Genomic DNA, 22,381 nt, shown 5'->3' on the forward strand with positions numbered 1-22,381 from the left:
GCGAAGCGCGGCGCACCCCGCTTCCCCTCCCGGGGGAGCGGGGGTGTTCCACCGCTGAAATGAAAAACGCCCGGTCCCACCGCTTCAGGGGGGCCGGGCGTCTTCTTTGGGCGGGTGCCGCGCCGGTCGCTAGCCCAGCGGTCCTCGCACGTGCAAGCCGCCGGAGAGGATTTGATCCAACGACGCCATCAGCGGGTCGTAGTTCACGATGGCGCGGAACAGGTTGTGGTGCAGCAGGATGCCCAGGTAGCCGCCCATCATCGTGTGGGCCATGTGCAGCGGATCCACCTCCGCGCGGAACTCCTGCCGCTTCTGGCCGTAGCGGATCATCCCCGCCAGCACCTGCACGTAGACGGCGATCTTCTCTCGCAGCGTCTCCGCCACCCGGTCGTTGGAGTCCGCGGACTCCGCGGACAGCATCCCGAAGAAGATGCCGTACTCGCGGTGGTAGCGCAGGAACTGCGACGTGCGCGAGACGACGAACACCAGCTGCTCCCGGCCGGACAGGTGGCGGCGCTCGGCGAGCAGCGGCGCGAACTCCGCCAGGTAGCGCTGGTGCAGCTCGTCGATGGCCGCCAGCAGCAGGTCCTCCTTGGTGGGAAAGTGCCAGTACAGCGCGCCAGGCGTCATCCGGATGGCCTTCGCCAGGTCCGACATCGTCGTCGACAGGTAGCCCCGCCGGGCGAACAGCGTGATGGCCGCCTCCAGGATCTCGACTCGGGTCCGAGCGGCCCGCTCCTGCTTGATTTCGCGCTTCGCTGGTTCCTTGCCCATTTCCGGGTAAATCTACACCTCACGCCAGAAGCGTCACCTTAACGATTTCGGACGGTGCGGCGACGCGCAGAGGCGGGCCCCAGAAGCCCGTGCCGCGGCTGACGTAGAGGTGGCGGTCGCCCTCCTGGAAGAGGCCGGCGGCGTGCTTCCAGATGGCGGAGACGGCGAGCGTGAAGGGGAAGAACTGCCCGCCGTGGGTGTGTCCGGACAGCTGCAACCCCATGCCCGCCTTGGCCGCGACATCCCAGTTGGAGGGCTGGTGCGCGAGCAGCACCGCGGCGCGGTCCGGCGCGCGTCCGGCGAGCGCGGCGTCCAGGTTGTAGCCCTGGGGGCCGTGGCGCATGGACCAGTCGTCCACGCCCACCAGGTCGAACGCGCCGCCCGCGTCACCAATGGACACGCGGCGGTTGCGCAGCACGCTGATGCCCAGGCCGGTGAGCGCGTCCGACCAGGCGCTCGCGTTCCAGTAGTACTCGTGATTGCCGGTGATGAAGTGCGTGCCCGCGCGCGCCTGGAGGTTCTGGAGCGCCGCGACGGAGTGGCGCAGGTCGCTCACCGTGCCGTCCACCAGGTCGCCGGTGATGGCGACGAGGTCTGGCTTGAGCGCGTTGCAGCGCGACACCAGCTCGTCCATGAAGCGGCGCTGGATGATGGGGCCCACGTGGATGTCGCTCAGGTGGACGAGGGTGAAGCCATCCAGCGCCTTGGGCAGGCCGGGCAGCCGCACCGCGATCTCGTTGACCACCGGCGGATGGAAGGCGCTCCACATGCCGTAGCCCGTCAGCCCGCCAGCCGCGAGCACCGCGCCGCCCGCGGTGGCCCGCGCGAGGAACCGCCGTCGCTCCTCATCCACGGGAGGCGCGGCGGGGGGCGGCACGGTGACGGACAGGTCGGCCAGGGACGGCGTCGCCGAAGGGGCGGTCGCGAGGGAGGCGGGGACGCCGCGCTGGCCCCGGGTGCGCGCGACGAGCCAGCGCGCGCCGCCCACCGCCGCCAGCGCGAGCAGCAGGTACACGGCCACGCCCATCCACGTCCACGCGAACACCGCGACGATGAACGCGGAGGGCGCCACGCGCGTCACCACCCAGGACAGCAGCAGCGGCAGGCACAGCGCCGCCAGCAGCACCCGGCCCCCCCGCCGCCACGCGGGGTGCGTGGACGTGTCACGGAAGAGCCGCCGGTAGAGGTAGATGTGGACGGCGACCGCCGCGACGCTGACCAGGAGGATGAACAGGATGATGCGCAACGGGCTTTCCACCATGGGGCCCATCCTGGCGCGCACGCGTCCCGGCGCAACCCGCGCGCGCGTGAAGAAGCGTGAAGCTGTGGCGGGCGGGCGAGGGGAACCCGGTTATTTCCGGGCGTCACCCAGCGCGGCGCCAATCTGCTGCCACTCCTGGGCGTAGGTGCCACGGGAGAAGGCGCGCAGGTCGTCGCCCGTCACCGTGCCGCGCGTGAGCGCCGTGTCGAGCGCTCGCACGATGGCGGCCTTGTGCGGCTGCTCACGATGCGGTTCTGCTTCAGCGCGGACCCATTGACGTGTGAGGGCTCCACCTCCAGCGCCTCCGACACGCGCAGGCCGTGGCGCCGCATCATGGTGTCAGAGACCGGGGACACGCTGTCCAAACTCGCGGACCGGCTGGCGCCACACGGTAGGGTTCGCACAACATGACTAATCAGGAAAACTCTCCCTGGTGGCGCCACCTCGCCCCCATCCTCGCCGCCGCCGGGCTCGCCGGGTGCTCCAGCGGCGCCCACTCCGCCGCGAGCACTCCGGGCACGCGCGACCTGTACGCCCAGGCCACCTGCGTGGACTCCGAGACGTGCTGCCTCCAGCGCAACCCGGGCAACCCCGCCGCGTGCGGACTCACCGCCGCCGAGGCCGCCGCCATCATGGCCGCCGCCACTGGCGCCGCGGGCACGCACAGCACCAGCACGTCGGAGTCCGACGACTCACACAACGCGAGCCTCCCCGACTGGAAGCGGCGCTGCATCCGCCTGTACGGGGACTGCCAAGAGGAGGCATGGGCGGGGAAGAAAAGCTGCTTTGCTTGCTTCGAGTCCTGCACCGGCCAGCACGAATGGCCATTCGACCAGTGCGGCCCCAAAGGCGGGCGACGATGACGACGAACGATGGTCCCGACTGGGACCCGATACGTGCCCTGGCGCGGCAAGTCCTCCGTGATGGCGCTCCACTCGAACTCACGGACGACGTGCGCGACCTGCTGCGACGCACGGCACACGAGGTCGCGCTTGGCGGCGCCGACGTGAACACGCAGGCCGGTGCACTGGCGACGCTGCGTGAGTGCTCGCGGCGCATCACCGAAGGGTCCAACCGATTGGGAGACGCCCTGCACCGGATGTACGACCACCGCAGGAAAGGCGACTACGACAGCGCGCGCCAAGAAATGCGCGATGTGCTCGCTGTTGAAGTCGTCCCCCTCTACCTCGATATCGCCCAGGGACAGCTTGAAGCCATGGCCGACGAACCGTGACGGCCAGGGCGCTGCGCCGCGCCTCGCCGTCCTACTGACCCGGCGCCGCTCCTCATCCATGGGAGGCGCGGGCGTGGGGGACCCGGTTATTTCCGGGCGTCACCCAGCGCGGCGCCAATCTGCTGCCACTCCTGGGCGTAGGTGCCACGGGAGAAGGCGCGCAGGTCGTCGCCCGTCACCGTGCCGCGCGTGAGCGCCGTGTCGAGCGCTCGCACGATGGCGGCCTTGTGCGGCTGCTCCACGTAGGGGTTGTCCTCGCGGAACACCTCGCCGAAGAGCGTCTCCAGGCGGCCGTCCTGCTTCAGCCGCTCCACGATGCGGTTCTGCGACGCGGGCGCGTCCGAGTGCGCGTGCAGCATGGCGGACGCGATGCCGCTCTGCGCGTCCGCGTCCGGGAACTCCTCCAGCAGGCCCAGCTCCATGTCGGCCTGGGCGATGGACTCCGCGTCCGCCGCGGAGGGCTGCGCCTTCACCGCCGGCGTCTGTGTCGGCGTGGGGCGCGAGGAGGCGGGCCGCGCGGGCTCGAAGTCGCTGCGACCCTGGAACGAGCGCACCGTGGCGTTGGCGGGCTGGCGGCCCTGGGAGGCAGCCGGCTTGCCGTCGCGCGTGGCGTCGCTCCGCTCGGAGCGCTCGAACTCCGAGCGCTTCGCGGGAACGGACGGGCGGTTGCCACCATCGACGCGGGACATGACGGGACTCCAGGGCGGGGGAAGGCCCGGCGCGGTGCTCGCGCCAGGTGTGCGCACCTACATCCGTTATCGCGCCGGCCTTCCCTCGGGTTGCGTGGCCTGCCCGTCCACAACCCCCGCCCGGCTGCCCGCTTGCCGCCTCGGAGGCCCCTCCCAATCCCGGATCATTTCGCTTTGGTCGCTTTCCTCAACGGCCAACCCCTTGTTTTCATGGGACTTCCGTCGCGGACGGAAGCGACGGGTTTCGCCGCGCCGCGTCACCCGGCGGGTGGGAAGATTTCTTCCAGGCCGCGGGAGAGGTGGGACTGCCAGGCCGGGTAATTATGGCCCCCGCTGTAGGCCTCGTACGTGACGCGGTGGCCGGTGGCCTGGAGGAGGGGCGGCAGGCGCTGGTTGCCGTCCACCAGGGCCTCGAAGCGGCCGCAGTCCATCCAGACATGGAGGGGCGGCTGACCGGTGCGCCGGGCCAGGTCGAAGACGACCATGTCATTGCCGTCGATGGAGAAGGCGCCGGACTGGGACAGCACGTGGCCGAAGACGTGGGGCAGGCGCTGAGCGGTGTAGAGGGCCATCAGCCCGCCCAGGGAGGCGCCCAGCACCGCGTGCACGCCGGGGGTGCGCCGGGTGTCCAGCAGGGACAGCCGCTCGCGCGCCAGCGACAGCACGTGCTGCTCCAGGAAGCCCACGGTGGCCTCGCTGCACGTGTACTCGACGGCGCGTGCCGGGCCGCCGTTGGACACGAAGGCCATGGCCACCGGGCGCATGCGCCCCTGGGCGATCAGGTTGTCCACCAGCGTGGGCAGCTGGACGCGCCGCAGGTAGTCGTCGCCGTCCAGCACCACCAGCAGGGGCACGGGCCCGGGCACGGGCGGCGCGTAGAGGGCCACCGCGCGCTTGCGGCCCACGGCCCACTGATGCGTCTCCACCTGGTGCCGCGTCACTCGGCCCCGGGGCACGCCGCGCACGCGCTGGCCCAGCGCGGTGGCCTCTCCCTTCGGCATCCAGAAGCAGGCGTTGACGTCGCCGAAGCCGTTGTCGGAGTGGCGCGCGTTGAAGGGGTCGCGCAGGCGGCGGCCCTTCGCATCCAGGAGCGCGTACTCGACATAGGCGTCCTCGGGCAGCGCCAGGGAGCGCACCCACAGGCCCCGGCCCACGCGCTCCAGCGGCAGGGGCGTGCCGCGCCAGTCCTGGAAGTCCCCTTGGAGGAAGACGGGCCGGGAGCCCTTCCACACGAAGGTGGCGGTGTCTCCGTCGATGAGCGGTGTGCCCTCGCGGCGCGCGCGGGCTTCCAGCGTCCGGATGTCATCCATGCGTGGCGGTCACTCTATGCACCGCGCTCGGTGCCGGGCACCCGGACGGTGCTCGTCGTGGAGGCGCGTCCAGCCGACGACATCGCGGGCGGGGCGCTCAGGGGGAGGCGTGGCGCAGCAGGTCGCGCAGCGCTTCGGTCAGCTCGGGGTGGCGGAACTGGAAGCCCGCCTCCAGCGCGCGACGCGGCATCACCCGCTGGCCCTCCAGCGCCACGCGCGCCATCTCTCCGAAGCGCGCCTTGAGGACGAGCCCCGGCACCTGCAGCACCGCGGGCCGCTCGAGCACCGCGCCCAGCGTGTGCGCGAAGGTCGCGTTCGTCACCGGCTCCGGCGACGTGGCGTTCACCGCGCCCGACAGCGTGGCGTGCTCCAGCGTGAAGCGCATCAGCTGGAACAGGTCGTCGCGGTGCACCCAGCTGACGTACTGGTGGCCGTTGCCCACCTTCGCGCCCGCGCCCATGCGGAACACCGGCAGCATCCGGTGCAGCACGCCCCCCGCCGGGTGCAGCACCACGCCGATGCGCAGGCGCACCGTGCGCATGCCCGCCGCCTCCGCGCGCTGGGCTTCGGCCTCCCAGCCCTGGCACACCTGGGCGAGGAAGTCGTCGCCGGGCGTGTCCTCCTCCGTCAGCGTCAGCGCCGCCCGGGCGCCGCCGTAGTAGCCCACCGCCGACGCGCAGACGAAGTGCCGCACGCTCCCCGCCTGCCGCATCGCCTCCACCAACACCCGCGTGCCCTCCACCCGGCTCTGGTGGATGCGCTGCTTGGCCTCGTGCGTCCAGCGCTGGTCCACCGGCTCGCCGGCCAGGTGCATGACCCCCTGCGCCCCCGCGAGCGCGTCCGGCGACAGCGGGGTGCTCCCATCGAAGTAGGAGCCCGTCACCCCGGCGGGCAGCCGCCCCAGGGCGTGTTCAACGTTTCGGCTGAGCACGTGCACGGTGTGGCCGGCGTCCAACAAACCCTGGACAAATCCCGGACCGAGGAAGCCCGTGGCACCCGTGCAGGTCACCCTCACCGTCGAACCTCCTCCTCCTCACGCTCCGCGGACAGGTCCTGCCCCACCAGCTCCCCCAGGACGACGAAGAAGCGCTCCTGGTCCTCCGGCTTCATGCGGCCAGAGGAGCGGAAGACAGGCGTCCCTTCGGAGTCCAGCAGCATCACCGTGGACGTCTTGGTGGGCAGCTTCCACGGCGCCTGCCCCAGGGTGCCACGCAGGTCCACCAGGATGGGCACCCCTGCCTTCTTCTCCTCGTCGCGCACGTATGACAGGGCAATCTCCCTCGCGGGGAAGAAGTCGTACTTCTCCAGGTTGGCGACCGCGACCACGAACGCGCTCTGGAGCAGACCCCGCTCGCGTCCCCGTGTGAAGAGCTCCGCCTTCAGAGGCGCGTTGAGTGTCGTGGAGTCCTTGTCCTCGTAGAAGAGGATGACCGGTTTCCCACGCCAGCGTGACAGCTGGACGCGCTCTCCCTTGGAGGTGCTTAACGTCGCGTCCAACGCCTCTGGACCGGGGGAGGACGCGCCGACCGCGCTCCCCGCCGCCAGGGTCACCGTCAGCGCGCCTGTGAGCCATGCCTTCACCGGGAGCCTCCTATGTTGTCCAAGGTTCTGACAAACATTAGACATAGCCTTGACAATCTCTGGACGCAAACGCTACCTCTACGAGGAAAGGCTGCTGCCGTGCTCCCGACTCCGGAGATCCGCTGAATGGCGACCCTGCTTTCCAACGTGCAGCAGCCTCTCGCGGACGTGGCGCCCCCGGAGCAGGCCTGGCTGCACCTCGTGCAGGCGCGGGTGGAGCGCTCGCTCGCCCAGTTGTTGGAGTTGGAGGACGAGCGGGCGTTGGACGCGCGCTGGACGCGGGCGGCGGAGCATGCGCGCGCCTATGCGCTGAGGCCGGCCAAGCGGCTGCGGCCGGCGCTGGTGCTGGCGGGGCATGGGCTGGCGCGTGGGAGCACCGCGGTGCCGCCGGGGCTGTGGCGCTTCGCCGCGGGGCTGGAGCTGTTGCACACGTTCCTGCTCATCCATGACGACGTGGCGGACCAGGCGGAGCTTCGCCGGGGCGGGCCGGTGCTGCACCGGATGCTGGCCCCGGGCCGGACGGGCGAGGACCTGGCCGTCGTCATGGGGGACCACCTCTTCGCGCGCTCGCTGGAGGCGATGCTGGAGTCGGGGCTGCCGGGCGCGTCGCGCGTGGCGCGGTACTACCTGGGGGTGTGCCGTCACACGGCGGCGGGGCAGTACCTGGACCTGGAGCTGGCGCGCGCGCCGCTCGCGGAGGTGACGCTCTTCCAGACGCTGCGCGTGGCCCACCTCAAGACGGCGCGCTATGGCTTCTGCGCTCCGCTGGTGTGCGGCGCGATGCTGGGCGGCGCGGACGCGCGGCTCCAGCAGGGCCTGGAGCGGGTGGGGCGCGCGCTGGGGCTGGCCTACCAGCTCCGCGACGACCTCATCGGTCTGTTCGGCGACGCGTCGCTTTCGGGCAAGGCCTCCGACGGCGACTTCATGCAGGCCAAGCGCACCTTCCCGGTGGTGGCCGCGTACGTGCGCGCGACGCCCGCGGGCCGCGAGGAGCTGGAGCGGCTGTGGGCGCTGCCCGAGGCGTGCAGGGACGGCGCGGCCCTCGCGCGGGCCCGGGAGCTGGTGGAGGACTTCGGAGGCCGCGCCGCGTGTGAGCGCGCGGTGGAGCGGGCGTCGCGTTCGGCGCGGCGGAGCCTGCAGGCGTTGCCCAACCCCCACGGCATGCGGGACCTGCTGGACGCCCTCATCGCCCGGCTCGCGCGTCGTGCTTCCTGAGGACACCGTGATGAGCACACAGCGCAAGCGGGTGGTGGTGGTGGGCGCGGGGGTGGGCGGGCTTGCCGCGGCGGCGCGGCTCGCGCGTCAGGGCTTCGACGTCCAGGTATTCGAGAAGACGCACGGCCCCGGTGGGCGGTGCAACCGGCTCCAGGTGGACGGGTTCACGTGGGACGTGGGGCCCACCATCGTGTTGATGCCGGAGGTGTTCGAGGAGACCTTCCGCGCGCTGGGCCGCCGCATCGAGGACTCCCTCACGCTGGTGCGCTGCGACCCGAACTACCGGGTGCACTTCCGGGACGGCTCCGACGTGACCTTCACGTCCGAGCTGTGCGCGATGGGCCGCGAGCTGGAGCGCGTGGAGCCGGGCAGCTTCCAGCGCTACCTGTCCTTCATGGCGCGGGGCCGCACCCAGTACCGCGTGAGCCTGGACCACTTCGTGGGACGCAACTTCGAGGGCATCCGCGACTACTTCTCCCCCAGCGTGCTGGCGAGGATCTTCCAGGCCCGCGCGCACCGCCGCATGTACGCGGACGTCAGCCGCTACTTCCGGGACGACCGGCTGCGCGCGGCGATGACGTTCCAGACCATGTACCTGGGCGTGTCTCCCTTCGAGTCGCCCGCGGTGTATGGCCTGCTGCCCTTCACCGAGCTGGGCGTGGGCATCTGGTTCCCGAAGGGCGGCCTGTATGCCATTCCCCTCGCGCTGGAGCGGCTGGCGCGCGAGGAGGGCGTGACGCTGCACTATGGCCGTCCGGTGGAGCGCATCCTCACGAAAGGGGGCCGCGCCACGGGCGTGCGGCTCGCGGGCGGCGAGGAGGTGCAAGCGGATGCCGTGCTGTGCAACGCGGACCTGCCGTACGCGTACGAGCAGCTGCTCGACCCGAAGGACGCGCCCTTCAAGCGCGGGGAGAAGCTGCGCTTCACCTCCAGCGGCTACATGCTCTACCTGGGCATGAAGAAGCAGGTGCCGGGGCTCTTCCACCACAACGTGATGTTCGGCCGCGACTACGCGGGCTCCTTCGATGACATCTTCCAGCGCTTCCGCGTGCCGGAGGACCCCAGCTTCTACGTCAACGTCCCCACGCGCACGGACCCGTCGCTGGCGCCGGAGGGCAAGGACGCGCTCTACGTGCTCGTGCCCGTGCCGCACCAGCACGCGAGCCTGGACTGGAAGGTGGAGGGCCCGAAGGTGCGCGCGAAGGTGTTCCAGCGCATGGCGGAGCTGGGCTACCCGGACCTGGAGGCGGACATCGAGGTGGAGCGCGTGTTCACCCCGGATGACTGGGCGGGCACCTACAACCTGGCGCGCGGCAGCGCGTTCGGGCTGGCGCAGAACTTCTTCCAGATTGGCCCCTTCCGTCCGGCCAACGTGGACCCTCGCGTGAAGAACCTCTTCTTCGTGGGCGCCTCCACGCAGCCGGGCACGGGCCTGCCCACGGTGCTCATCTCCGCGCGGCTCGTCACCGAGCGGCTGGTGGCGTGGGCCCGCAAGGAGGGCGTGGCGCTGTCGCCGCGAGCGGGGACGCCCGCGGCGGTGGAGGTGGCGGCATGAGCGTCACGGAATCCCCCGGCCTCGTCGCGCGGGGCTACCGGCGGGCGCGCACCGTCACGCGCCACCATGCGAAGAGCTTCTTCTTCGCGTCGTACCTGCTCTTCGGTCAGCGGCGGAAGGCGGCCTTCGCGCTGTATGCCTTCTGCCGGCGGCTGGACGACCTGGTGGACGCGGGCGAGAGCGCGCTGCCCCAGGCGGCCTCGCTCGACCTGCCGACGCGCCTGGCCCGCGCGCGCGAGCGCGTAGCGGAGGTGTACCTGCCGCTGCCGGAGCTGGCCTCGCGAGAGCTGGGCCCTTTGTCCGCGCGCCAGCCCTCGGCGGAGGCTCCGTCGCCGTGGGACCCGAGCGAGTTCGCGGCGCTGCGCCACACCATCCACCACTACCGGATTCCGGAGCAGCCCTTCCAGGACCTCATCTCCGGCATGGAGATGGACCTGACGCGCGTCCGGTACGACACGTGGGAGGAGCTGGCGCTGTACTGCCACCGGGTCGCGGGCGTGGTCGGGTGGATGCTCACGCCGGTGCTGGGCTGCGAGGACGTCCGGGCGGTGGAGCCCGCGGCGGACCTGGGCCGCGCGATGCAGCTCACCAACATCCTGCGCGACGTGCGCGAGGACCTGGAGCGCGGCCGGGTGTACCTGCCCGCGGAGGAGCTGCGCGCCTTCGGAATCACGGAGGACGACCTGCGCCAGGGCCGGGTGGACGCGAAGTGGCGCGACTTCATGCGCTTCCAGATTCAACGCGCGCGGGCGTACTACGCGCGGGCGGCGGGAGGGGTGCGCTACCTCACCGGCTTCGGCAGCCAGCGCATGGTGCGGCTGATGGGCTCCATCTACGGCGACATCCTGCGCGACATCGAGGCGCGGGACTTCGACGTGTTCAGCGGCCGGGCCCACACGACGCCGGGCCGCAAGCTGGAGCTGGCGGCGACCGTGTTCCTGCGCCCCCGGGCCGCGCTGCCGGACACCCCCGTGCCGCTGCCCTCCACCCCGGTCGCGCTGCCATCCACGGGCACGGGAGGTCCGCGATGAAGGGCTCGCGCGTGGCGGTGATTGGAGGCGGCATCGGGGGGCTGACCGCCGCGGGCCTGCTGGCCAAGGACGGCCACGCGGTGACGCTGTTCGAAGCGGGGCCGTCGCTGGGAGGCAAGGCGCAGGCCGTCACCGTGGAGGGACTGACGCTGGACACCGGGCCCACGCTGCTCACGTTGCCGGCGCTGGTGCGGAGCACCTTCGAGCAACTGGACGCGCGGGACCTGCTGCCGCCGTTCACGGCGTTGGATCCGCAGTGCACCTACCGCTTCGCGGACGGGTGCGGCTTCACGGCGTACCAGGACCTGGAGCGCATGGCGGACAGCGCCGCGGAGCTGCGGCCCGCCGAGCGCAAGGGCGTGCACTCCTTCTACGCGGAGGCCGCGGCCATCTGGCGCGCCGCGGGCGAGCCCTACCTGGAGGCCCCCTTCGAGGGCATGGCCGGCTTCATGGCGCGCGTGGCCCGCCGGGGCATTGGCGCGATGCTGGCGGGGATGAAGCTGGACACGCTGCACGCGCTGGCGGCGAAGCACTTCCAGACGCATCACCTGCAACAGTACGTGGGCCGCTTCGCCACCTACGCGGGCGGGTCGCCCTATGCGTCCAGCGCGGCCTTCGCGCTCATCCCGCACATCGAACATGCGTACGGCGTGCACCACGTCCGGGGAGGCATTGGCGCGCTGGTGGAGGCGCTGGGGCAGGCGGTGCGACGGCTGGGCGTGACGGTGCATCTGGACACGCGCGCCCGCTTCGAGCGCGTCTCCGGGGGCTACCGCGTGGGGCCGGGCGCGGAGGGAGCGCACTTCGACAGCGTGGTGGTGAACGCGGATCCGCTGGCGTCGCTGCGCCGGGAGTCGGAGCCGCTGTCCCTGTCCGGCTTCGTGTTGTTGCTGGAGGTGGAGGGACGGCCGGCCCTGCCGCACCACACGGTGCTCTTCGGTGGCGACTCCCGGCGCGAATTCGACGAGCTGTTCGCGGGCCAGCTGGCGACGGACCCCACGGTGTACTTCTGCAACCCGTCCGCCACGGACCCGAGCATGGCGCCCCTGGGGCGCACGGGGCTGTTCGTGATGGTGAACGCGCCGGCCATGCCCATGGGCGAAGGCCCGGCGGAGCAGGCCCGGCGCGACTGGGAGGCGCTGGCGGAGCACGTGCGGGTGCAGATGTTCGACAAGCTCTTCCGGCACTACCCGGCGCTGAAGGGCCACGTGCGCGTGGTGGGACAGCGCACGCCGGTGGACCTGGCGGCGCGTGGGGCTCCAGGGGGTTCCATCTACGGCTTCCTGCCGCACGGGCGCTTCGGTCCGTTCCGCAGGCCGCGCATCCGGGGCGGCACGCCGGGGCTGTTCTACGCGGGCGGCGGCACGCACCCGGGCGGCGGGGTGCCGCTGGTGATGTTGTCGGGCCAGTTCGCGGCGCGGATGGCCTCCGCGCACCTGCGGGAGGGCACATGAAGTCCATGCTCGCGCGGAGCATCTCGCGGGAGGTGGCCCTGGCGCCGAGGGTGTCCGGGCTGCCCGCGCTGCCGGACGTGGCGGGGTCCTACCGTTGGTTCTACGCGGACGTGACCGCGGGGCCGTACAGCGCGGTGTGCATCTTCATGCTGGGGTCGCTCTTCTCGCCGCGCTACTCGGTGGCGGCGCGGCGCGGCGGGCATCCGCTCGCGTACAGCGCGGTGAACTTCGCGCTCTATCACCAGGGCGTGCGCCGGCTGTGGGTGCTCAGTGAGTATCCGTGCGTGGAGTCGCAGGGACCGGGGCGGCTGCGCATCGGGCGCTCCACGTTGACGCACGCGCTGGACGGCACGGTGCGCATGGACGTGGAGGACGCGACGGCGCCGTGGGGCCGTCCGGTGCGCGCCAGCCTGACGCTGCGGCCACTGACCGGGCGGGGCGCGGAGGTGCGGCTCGTGCCGGACCTGCCTCACTACTGGCAGGCGTTGGCGCCCCGCGCGGAGGCGCGGCTGGAGGTGTCCTCGCTGGAGGTGATGGCGGAGGGGCTGGGCTATCACGACACCAACCACGGCGAGGAGCCGCTGGGCGCGAGGCTGTCCGGTTGGCATTGGGCGCGCACGCACCACGCGGCCCACACGGAGGTGGACTACCACCTGCCGGACGGCGTGGCGCCGCTGAGGATGAGGGCGGACGTGGATGGCGTGGTGTGCGAGCGGGGCGAGAAGCCGGAGGCTCGGCCCACCCGCATCACCGGTTGGGGCCTGCGGGTGCCCGCGAAGCTGCACACGGGCATGGAGGCGGTGGGCCCGCCGCGTCTGCTGGAGTCGTCGCCCTTCTATGCGCGGCTGGAGTCGCGTCGCGACGCGCTGGACACGATGGGCGAGGTGGCGGACTTCCGCCGCTTCCACTCCCCATTCATTCGCTGGATGGCGCACTTCCGGACGCGCATGGGGCGGATGGCATGAACGCGCTCGGGCTCCTGACCTTCGGGTGGGCGACGCTGGCCGGAGGCTTCAGCGCGGTGGCGCTGGCGCGGCTGTCGCGCCGCACGCCCGCCGCCGCAACGCCCGTGCTTCCTTCCGTGCTGCTGCTGCGCCCCGTGGACGCGCCCACGCCACAGGAGCTGGAGAACCTTGCGCGGCCCATCGATTACGCGGGCCCGCTGGAGCAGGTGGTGCTGTCGCCCTACCGCCCCCGTCTGGCAGCGGGCGTGCGCTGGCTGCCGAGCGATCCGGTGTGCCCCAATCGCAAGGTGGGCCACCTGCTCTACGCCCTGGACACGCTGCGGGTGCACGGACGCGTGGTGCTCGCGGTGGACGCGGACGTGGCGGTGACGGGAGCGCTGGTGGAGGGACTGGCCGCGCCGCTGGTGGCGGGCGCCGCGCTGAGCACCGCCGCCCCCACGCCCGTCGGCGCGGTGGATGCGGCGGGCCGCGCGATGGCGGGCCTGCTGCGCTACACCCATCACAGCTTCCGTGCGCTCCACGTGATGAGCGCGGGGGCGCAGGCGGTGTGCGGCAAGGCGTTGGGCATGTCCGCGCGGGCCGTGGAGGAGCTGCGCGGGGTGTCGGACCACATCGGCGAGGACCTGGAGCTGGCCAGACGCCTGCACGCGCACGGTCTGGAGGTGGCCCTGAGCCCCGCGCCCGCATGGGTGCCCGTGGCGCCTGGGACGTCCTGGCGCGTGCCGCTGGAGCGCTTCACGCGGTGGATGCAGGTGCTCGCGAGCCACCGGCCGGCCCTGTACCCCACGGTGCCCTTGCTCTTCACGCCCACCGTGCCGCTGGTGCTGCTGGCCGGCTTCCTCCAGGAGCCCCGGGTGTGGCTGGCGGTGGCGGCCCTGGTCGCCGTGCGCACGCTGCTGGCGCTGCGCCTCTCCGCGCTGAGCCGGGTGCCAGGAGAGGTGGACCGGGGCCACGCGCTGACGGACTGGGTCCGGGGGGAGCTGCTGCTGCTCGGGGCCTTCGCGGCCTCGCTCACGCGGCGGGGACGGGTGACGTGGCGCGGTCACACCTACGCGCTGGAGACGGGAGGACGCATGGTGCGGGTGGCGGCGCGGTGGAGCGGAGGCCCGGGATGACCTACGCGCGCTTCCTGGGGCTGTTCGTGGTGCTGCCCCTCCTGTTCCTCGTCGTGCGCTACCGCCGCACGTTGTCGTGGCGGGGGCTGGCGCCCATGGGCGTGCTGCTCGTCGTCGTCTACGCGGCCACGTCGCCGTGGGACAACCTGGCGGTGAAGTGGGGCCTGTGGGGCTTCGACCCGGAGCGCGTCTGGGGCGTGAAGCTGGGCTACCTGCCGCTGGAGGAATACCTCTTCTTCGGCCTCCAGACGCTGCTCGTGGGCCTGTGGGCGCGCGACCGCCTGGAGCGCGCGCTGGCCCCCGCGCCGCGCGAGCAGGAGCCCGTCCCCACCGGCCGGACCCTGGACCCGCGCGAGGTGTCGCCATGATGGAGACGCGCTGGGCGTACCTCCTCCACCTGCTGGCCTGGACGCTGCCGGTGATTGGCATCCAACTGGCGCTGCTGGTGGGCCACTACAAGGCGCGCTCGGGAGCGGTGCTGCGCGCGGTGTTGCCGCCGGCGCTCGTCGTGGGCGTGTACCTGTCCGTCGCGGACCACCTGGCCATCTCCACCGGCATCTGGAACTTCGGCGCCGGGCGACACCTGGGCGTGTACGTGGGCGTGGTGCCGCTGGAGGAGGTCCTGTTCTTCCTCATCACCAGCGTGCTGGTGTCACTGGGGCTGGCGCTGTTCACGGCGCTGTGGCGGCCCCGGGAGGCGCGAGCGCCTTGATTCGCGCGGCGAAGGGGGGCCCCTTCGGGTGGGCGGTGGACCGGTACATCGGGTGGAAGGTCCGCTCGACGTTCCGGGGCCTGTGGGTGCGCGGCGAGCTGCCCTCCGACGGCGTGGGGCGGCTCGTCTACCTGAACCACTCCAACTGGTGGGACGGCTTCGTGCTGCACCAGCTCTGCCAGGTGGCGGGTTGGGACGGGTACTGCCTCATGGACGAGGACAACCTGCGCCGCTACCCATTCCATACGAAGATGGGTGCGTTCAGCATCCGCAAGCAGGACGCGAGGTCGTCGCTGTCCTCGCTGCGGTACGCGAAGGAGCTCCTGCGCAAGCCGAACGCGGCGGTGTGTGTCTTTCCGGAAGGGGAGCACCGGCCCTTCGGTGACTTCCCGCTGCGGCTGGAGCGGGGCGTGGAGCTGCTGGCGAAGGCGGCGAAGGCGCGGTGCGTGCCCGTCGCCATCCGCTACGTCTTCTTCGAGCACGAGCGGCCGGACGTGCTACTGGAGGTGGGGCCCGCGCACGATGCCGGGCCGCTCGCGCGCTTCCAGAGCGAGCTGGAGGCGGCGGTGCACCGGGTGTCGTCCGTGACGGGATTGGAGGGCTTCACGCGCAAGGTGGCCGGCGCGCGCGGCGTGGCGGAGCGCTGGGACCGGGCCAGGGGCCTGGGCCCATGAGCCTGCGCATCCGCACCATCGCCCGGCTCACCGGCATCCGCGAGGCCACGCTGCGCGCCTGGGAGCGCCGCTATGGCTTCCCGCGTCCGGAGCGCAGCGAGAACAACTACCGCGTCTATTCGCGCGACGAGGTGGAGGCCGTGCGCCGGGTGGCGAAGCTGATGGAGGAGGGCCTGTCGGTGAGCGAGGCCCTCGCCCAGGTGCGCGCGGAGCCCGTGGTGTCCGTCCCCACGGAGTCGCGGTGGATGGACCGCTTCTGGGAGGCGGTGCGGGTGCTGGACGCGGAGGCGGCGGACGCGGTGCTGGACGAGGCCCAGGCGGGACTGGGCGCCACGGTCTACTGCGACACCGTGCTGGTTCCGCTCCTGCGGGAGATGGCCTCGCGGCTGGACGTGGCGCGCGAGCACCTGGCGTCCGCGCTGGTGCGGCAGCGGCTGCGGCGGGTGTTCACGGGCATGGAGCGCGTGGGGGAGGGCCCCCGGGCGCTGTTGGCCTGCCCGGCCCGCGACCACCATGAAGGCGGACTGTTGGCGCTGGGCGTGCACCTGAAGGCCCGGGGCTGGCGGGTGACGCTGCTGGGGGCGGACACGCCCGCGGAGGCGTTGCATGGGGCCTGCGCGCAGGTGCGGCCGGACGTGGTGGCGCTGTCCTTCATCCGGCGCCGGGACGCGGAGGACTTCGTCCCCGTGTTGTCGGAGGCGCTGCGTGCGTGCGCGCCCGCTCCGGTGGTGGTAGGTGGCCCCGGGGCGCGCGAGCACTTGAAAACGGTGTTCACCCTGGGCGCACAGTACGCGGAGTCCGCGGAGGAGCTGATTGCCATCTGGCAACAGGCGAGGAACGCTCAGAACCGACCGTGAACCCCAGGCACCATGGCTGAGCGCACCTATCGCATCCACATCGCCGCGGAGCTGTCAGGTGTCCGCGTGGAGCTCATCCGCGCCTGGGAGCGCCGCTATGGCGTGCTGGTGCCCGACCGCACGCCCTCCGGCTATCGCGTCTACACCGACCGGGACGTGGCCCTCCTCAAGCGGCTGAAGGCGCTGACGGACGAAGGCGTGGCCATCAGCGAGGCGGCGAAGCTGCTGCCGCAGCTGACGGCGGAGCTGGGTGTCCCGCCCCCGCCGGTCCGCGAGAGCGGGGCCTCCGCCTCCGGAGCGCAGGCGGACGTCTGGCGCTCGGAGGTGCTGGCGGCGGCGGAGGCGTATGAGCAGCCGCGCGTCTCCCGCATCCTCGACGAGGTGATGGCGGCGCTGTCGCCGCTGAAGGCCCTCGAGGAGGTGCTCGTTCCGGTGCAGCGCGAGGTGGGCGCGCGCTGGCACGCGGGGACGCTGACGGTGGCGCAGGAGCATCTGGTGACGCAGGTGGTGCGCGAGCGGCTGGTGAGCCTGCTGCGAAGCGCACCCGACGGAGGGCGCAGGCACGCGGTGCTCGCGTGCTTCCCGGAGGAGGAGCACGAGGTGGGCCTGCTGGGCGCGGCGCTGCGGCTGCGGTACGCGGGCGTGCGGGTGACGCTGCTGGGGCAGCGCGTGCCGGTGGAGAGCCTGGGAGAGACGGTGGCCAGGGCGAGGCCCGACGTGGTGGGCCTGTCCGCGGTGATGGACCGGGGCGCGACGGTGTTCCAGGACGCGCTCCAGCGGCTCGTGGACGCCCTGCCGAAGGGGCTGCCCATCTGGGTGGGCGGCCCCGCCGCCCTGGCGCATGAGGGCATCTGTGAGCGCCTGGGCGTGACGCTGTTCACGCACGACGAGGACTGGGCGCGGATGGCGGGCTGAGCCCTCCGAAAGAGCCAGGCGCGCCGGGGCTACACGGCCCGCAGGGTCATCGGGATGCCGCCCTTGGGGCGCAGGGTGATGGCGGCGATGAACTCTGGCAGCGGCCCCGGCGGGGACTCGAAGCGGAAGCGCTGGAGGAGCGTGGCCAGCGCCAGCCGGGTCACGACCATCGCGGAGGCCGCGCCAATGCAGAGCCTGGGGCCTCCTCCAAACGGGCAATAGGCGAAGCGCGGGATGCGGCGCTCCAGCCCGTCTGCCCAGCGCTCGGGGCGGAAGGCCTCCGGCTCCGGGAAGTGAAGGGGGTTGCGGTGCAGCGCCCACTGCGACCACGCGACCACCGTGCCGGCCGGGACCCGGAAGCCCTCCACGCGGTCCTCCTCCGCCGCGATGCGGCTCATGCCCCACGCGGGCGGATACAGGCGCAGCGTCTCCTTCACCACCTGCTCGCAGTAGGGCAGCGCTGGCAGGTCCGCCACCGTGGGCTCGCGGCCTCCCAGCACCGTGGCCAGCTCCCGCCGGAGCGCGCCCTCCGCCTCCGGATGGCGCGCCAAGGACAGCAGGCAGAGGGCCAGCGTGGCGGCCGTCGTCTCATGGCCGGCGATCATCAAGGTCATGCACTCGTCGCGCAGCTGCGCGTCCGTCATGTGCGCGCCGTCCTCCGCCTGCGCCTCCAGCATCAGGCCCAGCAAATCGTCCCCGGGGCCGCCCTGTGCCCGGCGCCGCGCCACCACGGCGTCCACGACCGCGTGCAGCGTGCGCATGGCGGCCTGGAAGCGCCGCTGCCCCGGTGTGGGCACCCAGGAGGGCAGGGTGATGGGGTTCTCGAAGAGGAACTTGGCGTGCAGCATCACCGTCTCCATCGCCTGTCCCACCTCCCGCGCCTGCGCGGAGAGGTTCGCGCCGAAGAGCGTCGCCGCCACCACGTCCAGCGTCAGCGCCATCATCTCCGTGTACGCGTCGCAGCGGTCCCCCTCCCGTCGCGGCGCCAGCCACGTCCGCGCGGCCTTCACCGCCACGTCGCCGTGCGTGGCCACCAGCGTCTTGTGGAAGGCGGGCTGCATCATCCGCCGCTGCCGCAGCCAGAAGTCACCCTGGCTGGTGATGAGGCTGTTGCCCACCACCGCCGTCAGCGCGCGCTCCTGGAAGAGGTCCTTCGGGTAGTTGCGGAAGTTCTTCACCAGCACGTGCTCGATGGCGTCCGACGTGTTGAACACGTAGATGGGCGTCCCCACCAACCGGGTCCGGAGCACCGGGCCCTGGTTCGCGCAGCGCAGGAAGAAGCCCAGCGGATCCTTCCGGTACTCCAGGCCCAGGCCCACCCATGGCAGCCCCGCGGGGAGGGCGGGAGGAAGGACTGCGGAGGCGGAAGGGGAGACGTTCATGCGGCGGCTCCTGGGAGGGCCGGAGCCCTCCCTGAAGGCCACAATCTATCCGGAGCGCTCCAAGGTGACACTCCGGCGGAACTGACAAGGCTTCTTGTCCTCCCCTTCCACCTCTCAACTCAACGGAAGTAGGGCGAGAGCGCGCTGGTGATGCGCGCCAGCAGGTCCTCGGACTGCAACCGCTCCTCCCCGGCGAGCGCCGGGAGCTGGGCGGTGATGACCTCCCGGGCCTCGCGCAGCGCCGAGTACGCCGCCAGCGTCTGGTGTTGCTTCAGGAGGTCCACCATGGCCCTGCGGGACCGGTAGCCGCGCACGCCGTCCACGTTCAGCAGGATGCCGCGCACGTCCGCGATGATCGCCGCCGTGAGGGCTGGTGTGGCGGGCGCATCCCCGGAGAAGACGCCCCGCTGCCGAACAGGGTCCAGGTAGAGCCGCGAGAGGACGCGGAGGGCGATGTCATCGGCCCGTGCGCCGTAGAACGCGGGAGCGCCCGGGGGGAGGGCGAGCGGTGGCCTCACCGACGCAAGGATGCCCTGGTATGCCTCCAGCTGCGACGCGGCGGGTCCCACCCGCACGAAGTCCAGGACCTTGTTGATGCGGACGCTGAGGGCCGCGTCGAAGTAGGAGGGGACCTGCTCCGTCGTGAGGTACCGCTGCGCGAGGTCATTGAAGTAATACAGACGGAACGGGATGGGATTGGAGCCCCGGTCGTAGGTCGCGCATCTCGGGTCCGTGGCGCGGTCCTGGTCCGTGCAGAACGGCAGGGTGGGCAGTCCGGAGTCCATCCCGTAGAGGTAGCGCACCGCCTGCACGTCGTACGCACCCGGGGTGGTGACCTGGATGGCGTCGTCGTCCAGGCTGTAGTCCATCACGGAGCTGCTCCGCACGGACGTGGGGGAGCCGTCATCCACCAGCGAGCCGGCGAAGTTGTGGCGCAGCCCCAGCGTGTGGCCAATCTCATGCAACACCACGTGGGTGAGGTAGGCCTCCACCTTCTGCTTCTTCGTGAGCGCAGCCCCCACGGCCAGCGTGGAGGGAGTGCCCGTGGCCCGGTCCCCCAGGGCCTGCTGGAGGTCCAGGTCACAGAGCGTCTGGCCTGCCATCCCGGACCACGACAGGCGCAGCGGGGGCGCTGACTTCGGCTGGGCGGCGAACGCACCGGGGTCGCTGTCGAAGACTTCGTCCCCCAACACCAGCCACATGGCCGGCAGGTAGACGCTGGCGCCGCGAATCTCACTGGTGTTGGGGTTGAGCCGGAAGTTCGCGAAGGCGAAGGGCATCCCCTCGTCGGTGTCGAAGAGGATGACGTTCTTCGTGTCATCCGCGAAGTCCAGCCCGGCGTCGCCCACCCGGGCCTCCAGGACCTTGAAGCCGAACGCCTGGTTCCAGTTCTCCACGCCGCGCTTCACCGCGCCCACCACGTCGTAGCCCTGGAAGCGCGGGTCGTTCTGCAGCTTGAGCACGCTGGGCGTGATGAGCCACGGGATGGGCTTCATCCCGGGATGGACGTTCCACTTCATGGCGGCCACCTCCTGCCAGGCCCCGGAGTTGGTGATGAGGCGGGGGGCGCCCTCGAAGTAGAAGGGCGTCGTCGGCATGGGCGTGGGCGAGTAGCCGGCTCCCTCCTTGTAGCGGCGCAGGGACAGGGCGAGGGTGCCGGACAGGCGGTAGCCGTTGGGCTCCAGGAACTCGGAGGCCAGGTCGTCCGGAAGGTCCGAGTAGCCGGTGAACACCTGCTCGAAGGAGATGCCGTCGGAGAGGGTGCGGAAGCGCTGCGCGAAGCTCAGCTCCGTCTGGAAGCGGGTGCTCCACGCATAGAGGTCCGCCACCGCGCCGAAGCGGTTGAGCCCCGCGGAGGGGTCCACGAGCACGTACTGGTCGGAGCCGCGCAGCCGGTTGAAGGGGCCGTAGTCGGTGACGACGGGGTACGCCTCCACCAGGATTTGCGGGTCGAACAGGTCGCTGAGCTTCTTGCGGTCGTCCACGTCCAGCACGAAGAGCTTGCCGTTCTGTTCCTGGAAGCTCACCACGCGCGTGCCCAACGTGGCGCCCGCGCCGTAGAGCACACCTCCGGGGTGCGCCTGCTTGAAGAACGTGGATAGGAACCACTTCTGGTTCAGCTCGCTGCGCTTGATGGCCAGATAGAAGTGGGTGCCCGCGTCCTCCACCACGCCGGAGAGCTGCTGCTCCACCTGCTGCCGCTGCGCTGTGCTCGTGGCACGGGGCACCGCGACGAACGCACCGTCCAGGCTCACCGCCAGGGCCGCCTCGGGGGCTTCGGCGGCTTCGGGCGCAGTGGACTCACATCCTGCTGTCGTCAGCATCACGGCGAGGGACGCCGCGCCCAACCAACGTCGCCGCGAGGACCACTTCCATCCATGCATCGAAGCTCTCCAGGGATAGGGCGGTGAAGGACCTCGCCGCCGGCTTCTCTGGAAACGCGGACTTCGCCAGGGCATGTCGGGCGGAGATTCCCAGACTCCGGATGGCCTCCATGGGGCAACGACCCCGGCGCGTGGGTGATATGGCCCGCGCGCCGGGACGTTGCGACGCCGTCCGTCCACTGGGAGACGGGGGCGTGAAGTTCATGACCGCGGTTGGAAGCGCTTCTTGTCGGTGTTGCCCTCGTCGTTGTTGTGGACGACGGCGTCGGCCCACCGGATGAAGTCCAGTTCGCGATGGGCTGGTTGAAGAACGAGGCGCTGGCGTCTTCCGAACCCTTCAGCCGGCTGGAGCATGTCTTGTGTCATCTCTTCCAGCGCTCGCTGGGTGGCGAGGAGGTCATCCCACGCGAAGAGGAAGCCGAGGAGCGCGATGATGTCCTCGATAGCACCGCCAACTGCTGGAACAGCGCGCTCCGGGACCTGCGCGCTGGCGGGACGCACCTGCGTCTACGTCACGACGAGGATCCGGAGGGTGTCGTCGAACTCAGCGGCGCCCTCGGGGCGGCGATGTCCGGGCTCGACTCGGCAGGACGCGCGCCCTTTGGCCGAGCCGGCCTGTCAGCCCTTGCGCTTCGGCTCTCGCTTCGCGCCCGGCGCGGCGGGGTCCTTGGGCAGGTGCCGCAATCCCATCCATCCGAGCGCCGCGACATGGCGCGCGACGTTCTCCGTGGAGAAGGACTTTCCGTCCGCGGCCCACCAGTGCCCCACCTGCGTCACCATGCCGACGAGCGCGTTCGCGTAGATGGGCGCGACCTTGGAGGAATAGCCGGCCCGCTCGAACTCGCTGCGGAACACGTCGCCCACGCGCTGGGCCAGGTCGTCGATGACGCGCGTCAGCCCCCGCCGCGCCGCCGCCGTGGGCGAGTCACGCGTCAGCACCGCGAAGCCCGCCGGCTCCTCCTTCACGTACGACATGAACGCCAGCACCGCCTCCTCGAAGCGCTGCCGGGGCGAGCCCTGCGCGATGGGCGCCGACACCCGCGCCACCAGGTCGTCCATCTCCCGATCCACGATGGCCGCGTACAGCCCCTCCTTCGCGCCGAAGTGCTCGTAGACGATGGGCTTCGACACGCCCGCCTTCTGGGCGACCTCTTCAATCGAAGTGGCCTCGTAGCCCTTGGCGGCGAACACCGCCCGCCCGATCTCCATCAACTGGACCCGGCGCTCCGCGCCTGTCAGCCGCTGCTTCTTCTTCACCAAGTTGACCTCGAAC

24 protein-coding genes are annotated in these 22,381 nt (G+C 71.6%); 13 read left to right on the forward strand and 11 right to left on the reverse strand.

Annotation, left to right across the window (positions count from 1 at the left end):
• Positions 1–129 precede the first annotated feature (129 nt).
• The 3 genes from GTY96_RS33085 to GTY96_RS38445 all read right to left on the reverse strand — a co-directional run bounded on the left by GTY96_RS33085 (position 130) and on the right by GTY96_RS38445 (position 2,254).
• Entirely contained in the window at positions 130–774 is a 645-nt protein-coding gene (locus GTY96_RS33085) for a TetR/AcrR family transcriptional regulator (RefSeq protein ID WP_143908230.1), read from the reverse strand.
• Between the two features lie 19 nt (positions 775–793).
• Positions 794–2,035 (reverse strand): metallophosphoesterase, encoded by a 1,242-nt coding sequence (locus GTY96_RS33090; RefSeq protein WP_143908232.1) that lies wholly within the window; start codon positions 2,033–2,035, stop codon positions 794–796.
• A 90-nt stretch (positions 2,036–2,125) separates the two neighbouring features.
• Positions 2,126–2,254 carry a hypothetical protein gene (locus GTY96_RS38445; protein ID WP_268903992.1) on the reverse strand — a complete coding sequence of 43 codons (129 nt, stop codon included), beginning with the start codon at positions 2,252–2,254 and terminating at the stop codon, positions 2,126–2,128.
• A 188-nt stretch (positions 2,255–2,442) separates the two neighbouring features.
• Between GTY96_RS38445 and GTY96_RS33095 the strand changes: the two genes are divergently transcribed.
• Together GTY96_RS33095 and GTY96_RS33100 are read left to right on the forward strand one after the other, a co-directional pair.
• Positions 2,443–2,898: a hypothetical protein gene (locus tag GTY96_RS33095; RefSeq protein WP_161666787.1), complete on the forward strand. Its 456-nt coding sequence runs from the start codon at positions 2,443–2,445 to the stop codon at positions 2,896–2,898.
• Positions 2,895–3,269: a DUSAM domain-containing protein gene (locus GTY96_RS33100; protein ID WP_161666788.1), complete on the forward strand. Its 375-nt coding sequence runs from the start codon at positions 2,895–2,897 to the stop codon at positions 3,267–3,269. Before GTY96_RS33095 ends, GTY96_RS33100 begins: the two co-directional genes overlap by 4 nt.
• Positions 3,270–3,355: 86 nt before the next feature.
• Here the strand turns inward: GTY96_RS33100 and GTY96_RS33105 are convergent, their stop codons facing one another.
• From GTY96_RS33105 to GTY96_RS33120, 4 genes are all read right to left on the reverse strand, one after another.
• On the reverse strand, positions 3,356–3,958 hold the full coding sequence (locus GTY96_RS33105) for a hypothetical protein (protein ID WP_186002163.1): 603 nt from the start codon (positions 3,956–3,958) through the stop codon (positions 3,356–3,358).
• 257 nt (positions 3,959–4,215) lie between these two features.
• Positions 4,216–5,268 carry an alpha/beta hydrolase-fold protein gene (locus tag GTY96_RS33110; RefSeq protein ID WP_161666789.1) on the reverse strand — a complete coding sequence of 351 codons (1,053 nt, stop codon included), beginning with the start codon at positions 5,266–5,268 and terminating at the stop codon, positions 4,216–4,218.
• A gap of 97 nt (positions 5,269–5,365) precedes the next feature.
• Positions 5,366–6,283: a TIGR01777 family oxidoreductase gene (locus GTY96_RS33115; RefSeq protein WP_143908238.1), complete on the reverse strand. Its 918-nt coding sequence runs from the start codon at positions 6,281–6,283 to the stop codon at positions 5,366–5,368.
• Positions 6,280–6,849: a peroxiredoxin family protein gene (locus GTY96_RS33120; protein WP_255442926.1), complete on the reverse strand. Its 570-nt coding sequence runs from the start codon at positions 6,847–6,849 to the stop codon at positions 6,280–6,282. The genes GTY96_RS33115 and GTY96_RS33120 overlap by 4 nt, the downstream gene beginning before the upstream one ends.
• A gap of 126 nt (positions 6,850–6,975) precedes the next feature.
• Here GTY96_RS33120 and GTY96_RS33125 point away from each other — a divergent pair, with 126 nt between their 5' ends.
• The 11 genes from GTY96_RS33125 to GTY96_RS33175 are packed head-to-tail and all read left to right on the forward strand — an operon-like array spanning position 6,976 to position 17,342.
• Positions 6,976–8,064, forward strand: coding sequence for a polyprenyl synthetase family protein (locus GTY96_RS33125; protein ID WP_143908242.1), 1,089 nt, complete (start codon positions 6,976–6,978; stop codon positions 8,062–8,064).
• Between the two features lie 10 nt (positions 8,065–8,074).
• A complete protein-coding gene (locus GTY96_RS33130; RefSeq protein ID WP_161666790.1) occupies positions 8,075–9,619 on the forward strand; it encodes a phytoene desaturase family protein in 1,545 nt (514 codons plus the stop codon).
• Positions 9,616–10,650, forward strand: coding sequence for a phytoene/squalene synthase family protein (locus GTY96_RS33135; protein ID WP_143908246.1), 1,035 nt, complete (start codon positions 9,616–9,618; stop codon positions 10,648–10,650). Before GTY96_RS33130 ends, GTY96_RS33135 begins: the two co-directional genes overlap by 4 nt.
• The gene (locus GTY96_RS33140) at positions 10,647–12,104 is read left to right on the forward strand and encodes a phytoene desaturase family protein (RefSeq protein ID WP_161666791.1); all 1,458 of its coding nucleotides are present in this window, start codon (positions 10,647–10,649) and stop codon (positions 12,102–12,104) included. The genes GTY96_RS33135 and GTY96_RS33140 overlap by 4 nt, the downstream gene beginning before the upstream one ends.
• Positions 12,101–13,069, forward strand: a complete 969-nt coding sequence (locus GTY96_RS33145) for a carotenoid 1,2-hydratase (RefSeq protein ID WP_235686042.1) — start codon at positions 12,101–12,103, stop codon at positions 13,067–13,069. The genes GTY96_RS33140 and GTY96_RS33145 overlap by 4 nt, the downstream gene beginning before the upstream one ends.
• On the forward strand, positions 13,066–14,184 hold the full coding sequence (locus GTY96_RS33150; RefSeq protein ID WP_161666792.1) for a glycosyltransferase: 1,119 nt from the start codon (positions 13,066–13,068) through the stop codon (positions 14,182–14,184). The genes GTY96_RS33145 and GTY96_RS33150 overlap by 4 nt, the downstream gene beginning before the upstream one ends.
• Positions 14,181–14,552 carry a lycopene cyclase domain-containing protein gene (locus GTY96_RS33155; protein WP_161666793.1) on the forward strand — a complete coding sequence of 124 codons (372 nt, stop codon included), beginning with the start codon at positions 14,181–14,183 and terminating at the stop codon, positions 14,550–14,552. The genes GTY96_RS33150 and GTY96_RS33155 overlap by 4 nt, the downstream gene beginning before the upstream one ends.
• Positions 14,549–14,896: a lycopene cyclase domain-containing protein gene (locus tag GTY96_RS33160; protein WP_143908254.1), complete on the forward strand. Its 348-nt coding sequence runs from the start codon at positions 14,549–14,551 to the stop codon at positions 14,894–14,896. The genes GTY96_RS33155 and GTY96_RS33160 overlap by 4 nt, the downstream gene beginning before the upstream one ends.
• Complete coding sequence (locus GTY96_RS33165) at positions 14,893–15,570, forward strand: lysophospholipid acyltransferase family protein (protein ID WP_161666794.1); 678 nt, start codon at positions 14,893–14,895, stop codon at positions 15,568–15,570. The genes GTY96_RS33160 and GTY96_RS33165 overlap by 4 nt, the downstream gene beginning before the upstream one ends.
• A complete protein-coding gene (locus GTY96_RS33170; protein ID WP_161666795.1) occupies positions 15,567–16,427 on the forward strand; it encodes a MerR family transcriptional regulator in 861 nt (286 codons plus the stop codon). The genes GTY96_RS33165 and GTY96_RS33170 overlap by 4 nt, the downstream gene beginning before the upstream one ends.
• Before the next feature lie 12 nt (positions 16,428–16,439).
• The gene (locus GTY96_RS33175; RefSeq protein ID WP_143908260.1) at positions 16,440–17,342 is read left to right on the forward strand and encodes a MerR family transcriptional regulator; all 903 of its coding nucleotides are present in this window, start codon (positions 16,440–16,442) and stop codon (positions 17,340–17,342) included.
• Between the two features lie 29 nt (positions 17,343–17,371).
• On the opposite strand, the gene GTY96_RS33180 is transcribed toward GTY96_RS33175, so the two are convergent.
• The 4 genes from GTY96_RS33180 to GTY96_RS33195 all read right to left on the reverse strand — a co-directional run bounded on the left by GTY96_RS33180 (position 17,372) and on the right by GTY96_RS33195 (position 22,365).
• Positions 17,372–18,724, reverse strand: coding sequence for a cytochrome P450 (locus GTY96_RS33180; protein WP_161666796.1), 1,353 nt, complete (start codon positions 18,722–18,724; stop codon positions 17,372–17,374).
• 119 nt (positions 18,725–18,843) lie between these two features.
• Complete coding sequence (locus GTY96_RS33185; protein WP_143908264.1) at positions 18,844–21,108, reverse strand: zinc-dependent metalloprotease; 2,265 nt, start codon at positions 21,106–21,108, stop codon at positions 18,844–18,846.
• Positions 21,109–21,309: 201 nt separating this feature from the next.
• Positions 21,310–21,609 (reverse strand): hypothetical protein, encoded by a 300-nt coding sequence (locus tag GTY96_RS33190; RefSeq protein WP_161666797.1) that lies wholly within the window; start codon positions 21,607–21,609, stop codon positions 21,310–21,312.
• A gap of 117 nt (positions 21,610–21,726) precedes the next feature.
• The gene (locus GTY96_RS33195; protein WP_328701091.1) at positions 21,727–22,365 is read right to left on the reverse strand and encodes a TetR/AcrR family transcriptional regulator; all 639 of its coding nucleotides are present in this window, start codon (positions 22,363–22,365) and stop codon (positions 21,727–21,729) included.
• Positions 22,366–22,381 lie beyond the last annotated feature (16 nt).

It is taken from the genome of Corallococcus silvisoli, assembly GCF_009909145.1.
GTDB lineage: Bacteria > Myxococcota > Myxococcia > Myxococcales > Myxococcaceae > Corallococcus > Corallococcus silvisoli.

Bases quoted from the DNA above. Each gene is read 5' to 3' on its own strand.
- GTY96_RS33085 (WP_143908230.1), bottom strand. From the start codon at position 774: ATGGGCAAGGAACCAGCGAAGCGCGAAATCAAGCAGGAGCGGGCCGCT.
- GTY96_RS33090 (WP_143908232.1), bottom strand. From the start codon at position 2,035: ATGGTGGAAAGCCCGTTGCGCATCATCCTGTTCATCCTCCTGGTCAGC.
- GTY96_RS33095 (WP_161666787.1), top strand. From the start codon at position 2,443: ATGACTAATCAGGAAAACTCTCCCTGGTGGCGCCACCTCGCCCCCATC.
- GTY96_RS33100 (WP_161666788.1), top strand. From the start codon at position 2,895: ATGACGACGAACGATGGTCCCGACTGGGACCCGATACGTGCCCTGGCG.
- GTY96_RS33105 (WP_186002163.1), bottom strand. From the start codon at position 3,958: ATGTCCCGCGTCGATGGTGGCAACCGCCCGTCCGTTCCCGCGAAGCGC.
- GTY96_RS33110 (WP_161666789.1), bottom strand. From the start codon at position 5,268: ATGGATGACATCCGGACGCTGGAAGCCCGCGCGCGCCGCGAGGGCACA.
- GTY96_RS33125 (WP_143908242.1), top strand. From the start codon at position 6,976: ATGGCGACCCTGCTTTCCAACGTGCAGCAGCCTCTCGCGGACGTGGCG.
- GTY96_RS33130 (WP_161666790.1), top strand. From the start codon at position 8,075: ATGAGCACACAGCGCAAGCGGGTGGTGGTGGTGGGCGCGGGGGTGGGC.
- GTY96_RS33135 (WP_143908246.1), top strand. From the start codon at position 9,616: ATGAGCGTCACGGAATCCCCCGGCCTCGTCGCGCGGGGCTACCGGCGG.
- GTY96_RS33140 (WP_161666791.1), top strand. From the start codon at position 10,647: ATGAAGGGCTCGCGCGTGGCGGTGATTGGAGGCGGCATCGGGGGGCTG.
- GTY96_RS33145 (WP_235686042.1), top strand. From the start codon at position 12,101: ATGAAGTCCATGCTCGCGCGGAGCATCTCGCGGGAGGTGGCCCTGGCG.
- GTY96_RS33150 (WP_161666792.1), top strand. From the start codon at position 13,066: ATGAACGCGCTCGGGCTCCTGACCTTCGGGTGGGCGACGCTGGCCGGA.
- GTY96_RS33155 (WP_161666793.1), top strand. From the start codon at position 14,181: ATGACCTACGCGCGCTTCCTGGGGCTGTTCGTGGTGCTGCCCCTCCTG.
- GTY96_RS33160 (WP_143908254.1), top strand. From the start codon at position 14,549: ATGATGGAGACGCGCTGGGCGTACCTCCTCCACCTGCTGGCCTGGACG.
- GTY96_RS33170 (WP_161666795.1), top strand. From the start codon at position 15,567: ATGAGCCTGCGCATCCGCACCATCGCCCGGCTCACCGGCATCCGCGAG.
- GTY96_RS33175 (WP_143908260.1), top strand. From the start codon at position 16,440: ATGGCTGAGCGCACCTATCGCATCCACATCGCCGCGGAGCTGTCAGGT.
- GTY96_RS33180 (WP_161666796.1), bottom strand. From the start codon at position 18,724: ATGAACGTCTCCCCTTCCGCCTCCGCAGTCCTTCCTCCCGCCCTCCCC.
- GTY96_RS33185 (WP_143908264.1), bottom strand. From the start codon at position 21,108: ATGCATGGATGGAAGTGGTCCTCGCGGCGACGTTGGTTGGGCGCGGCG.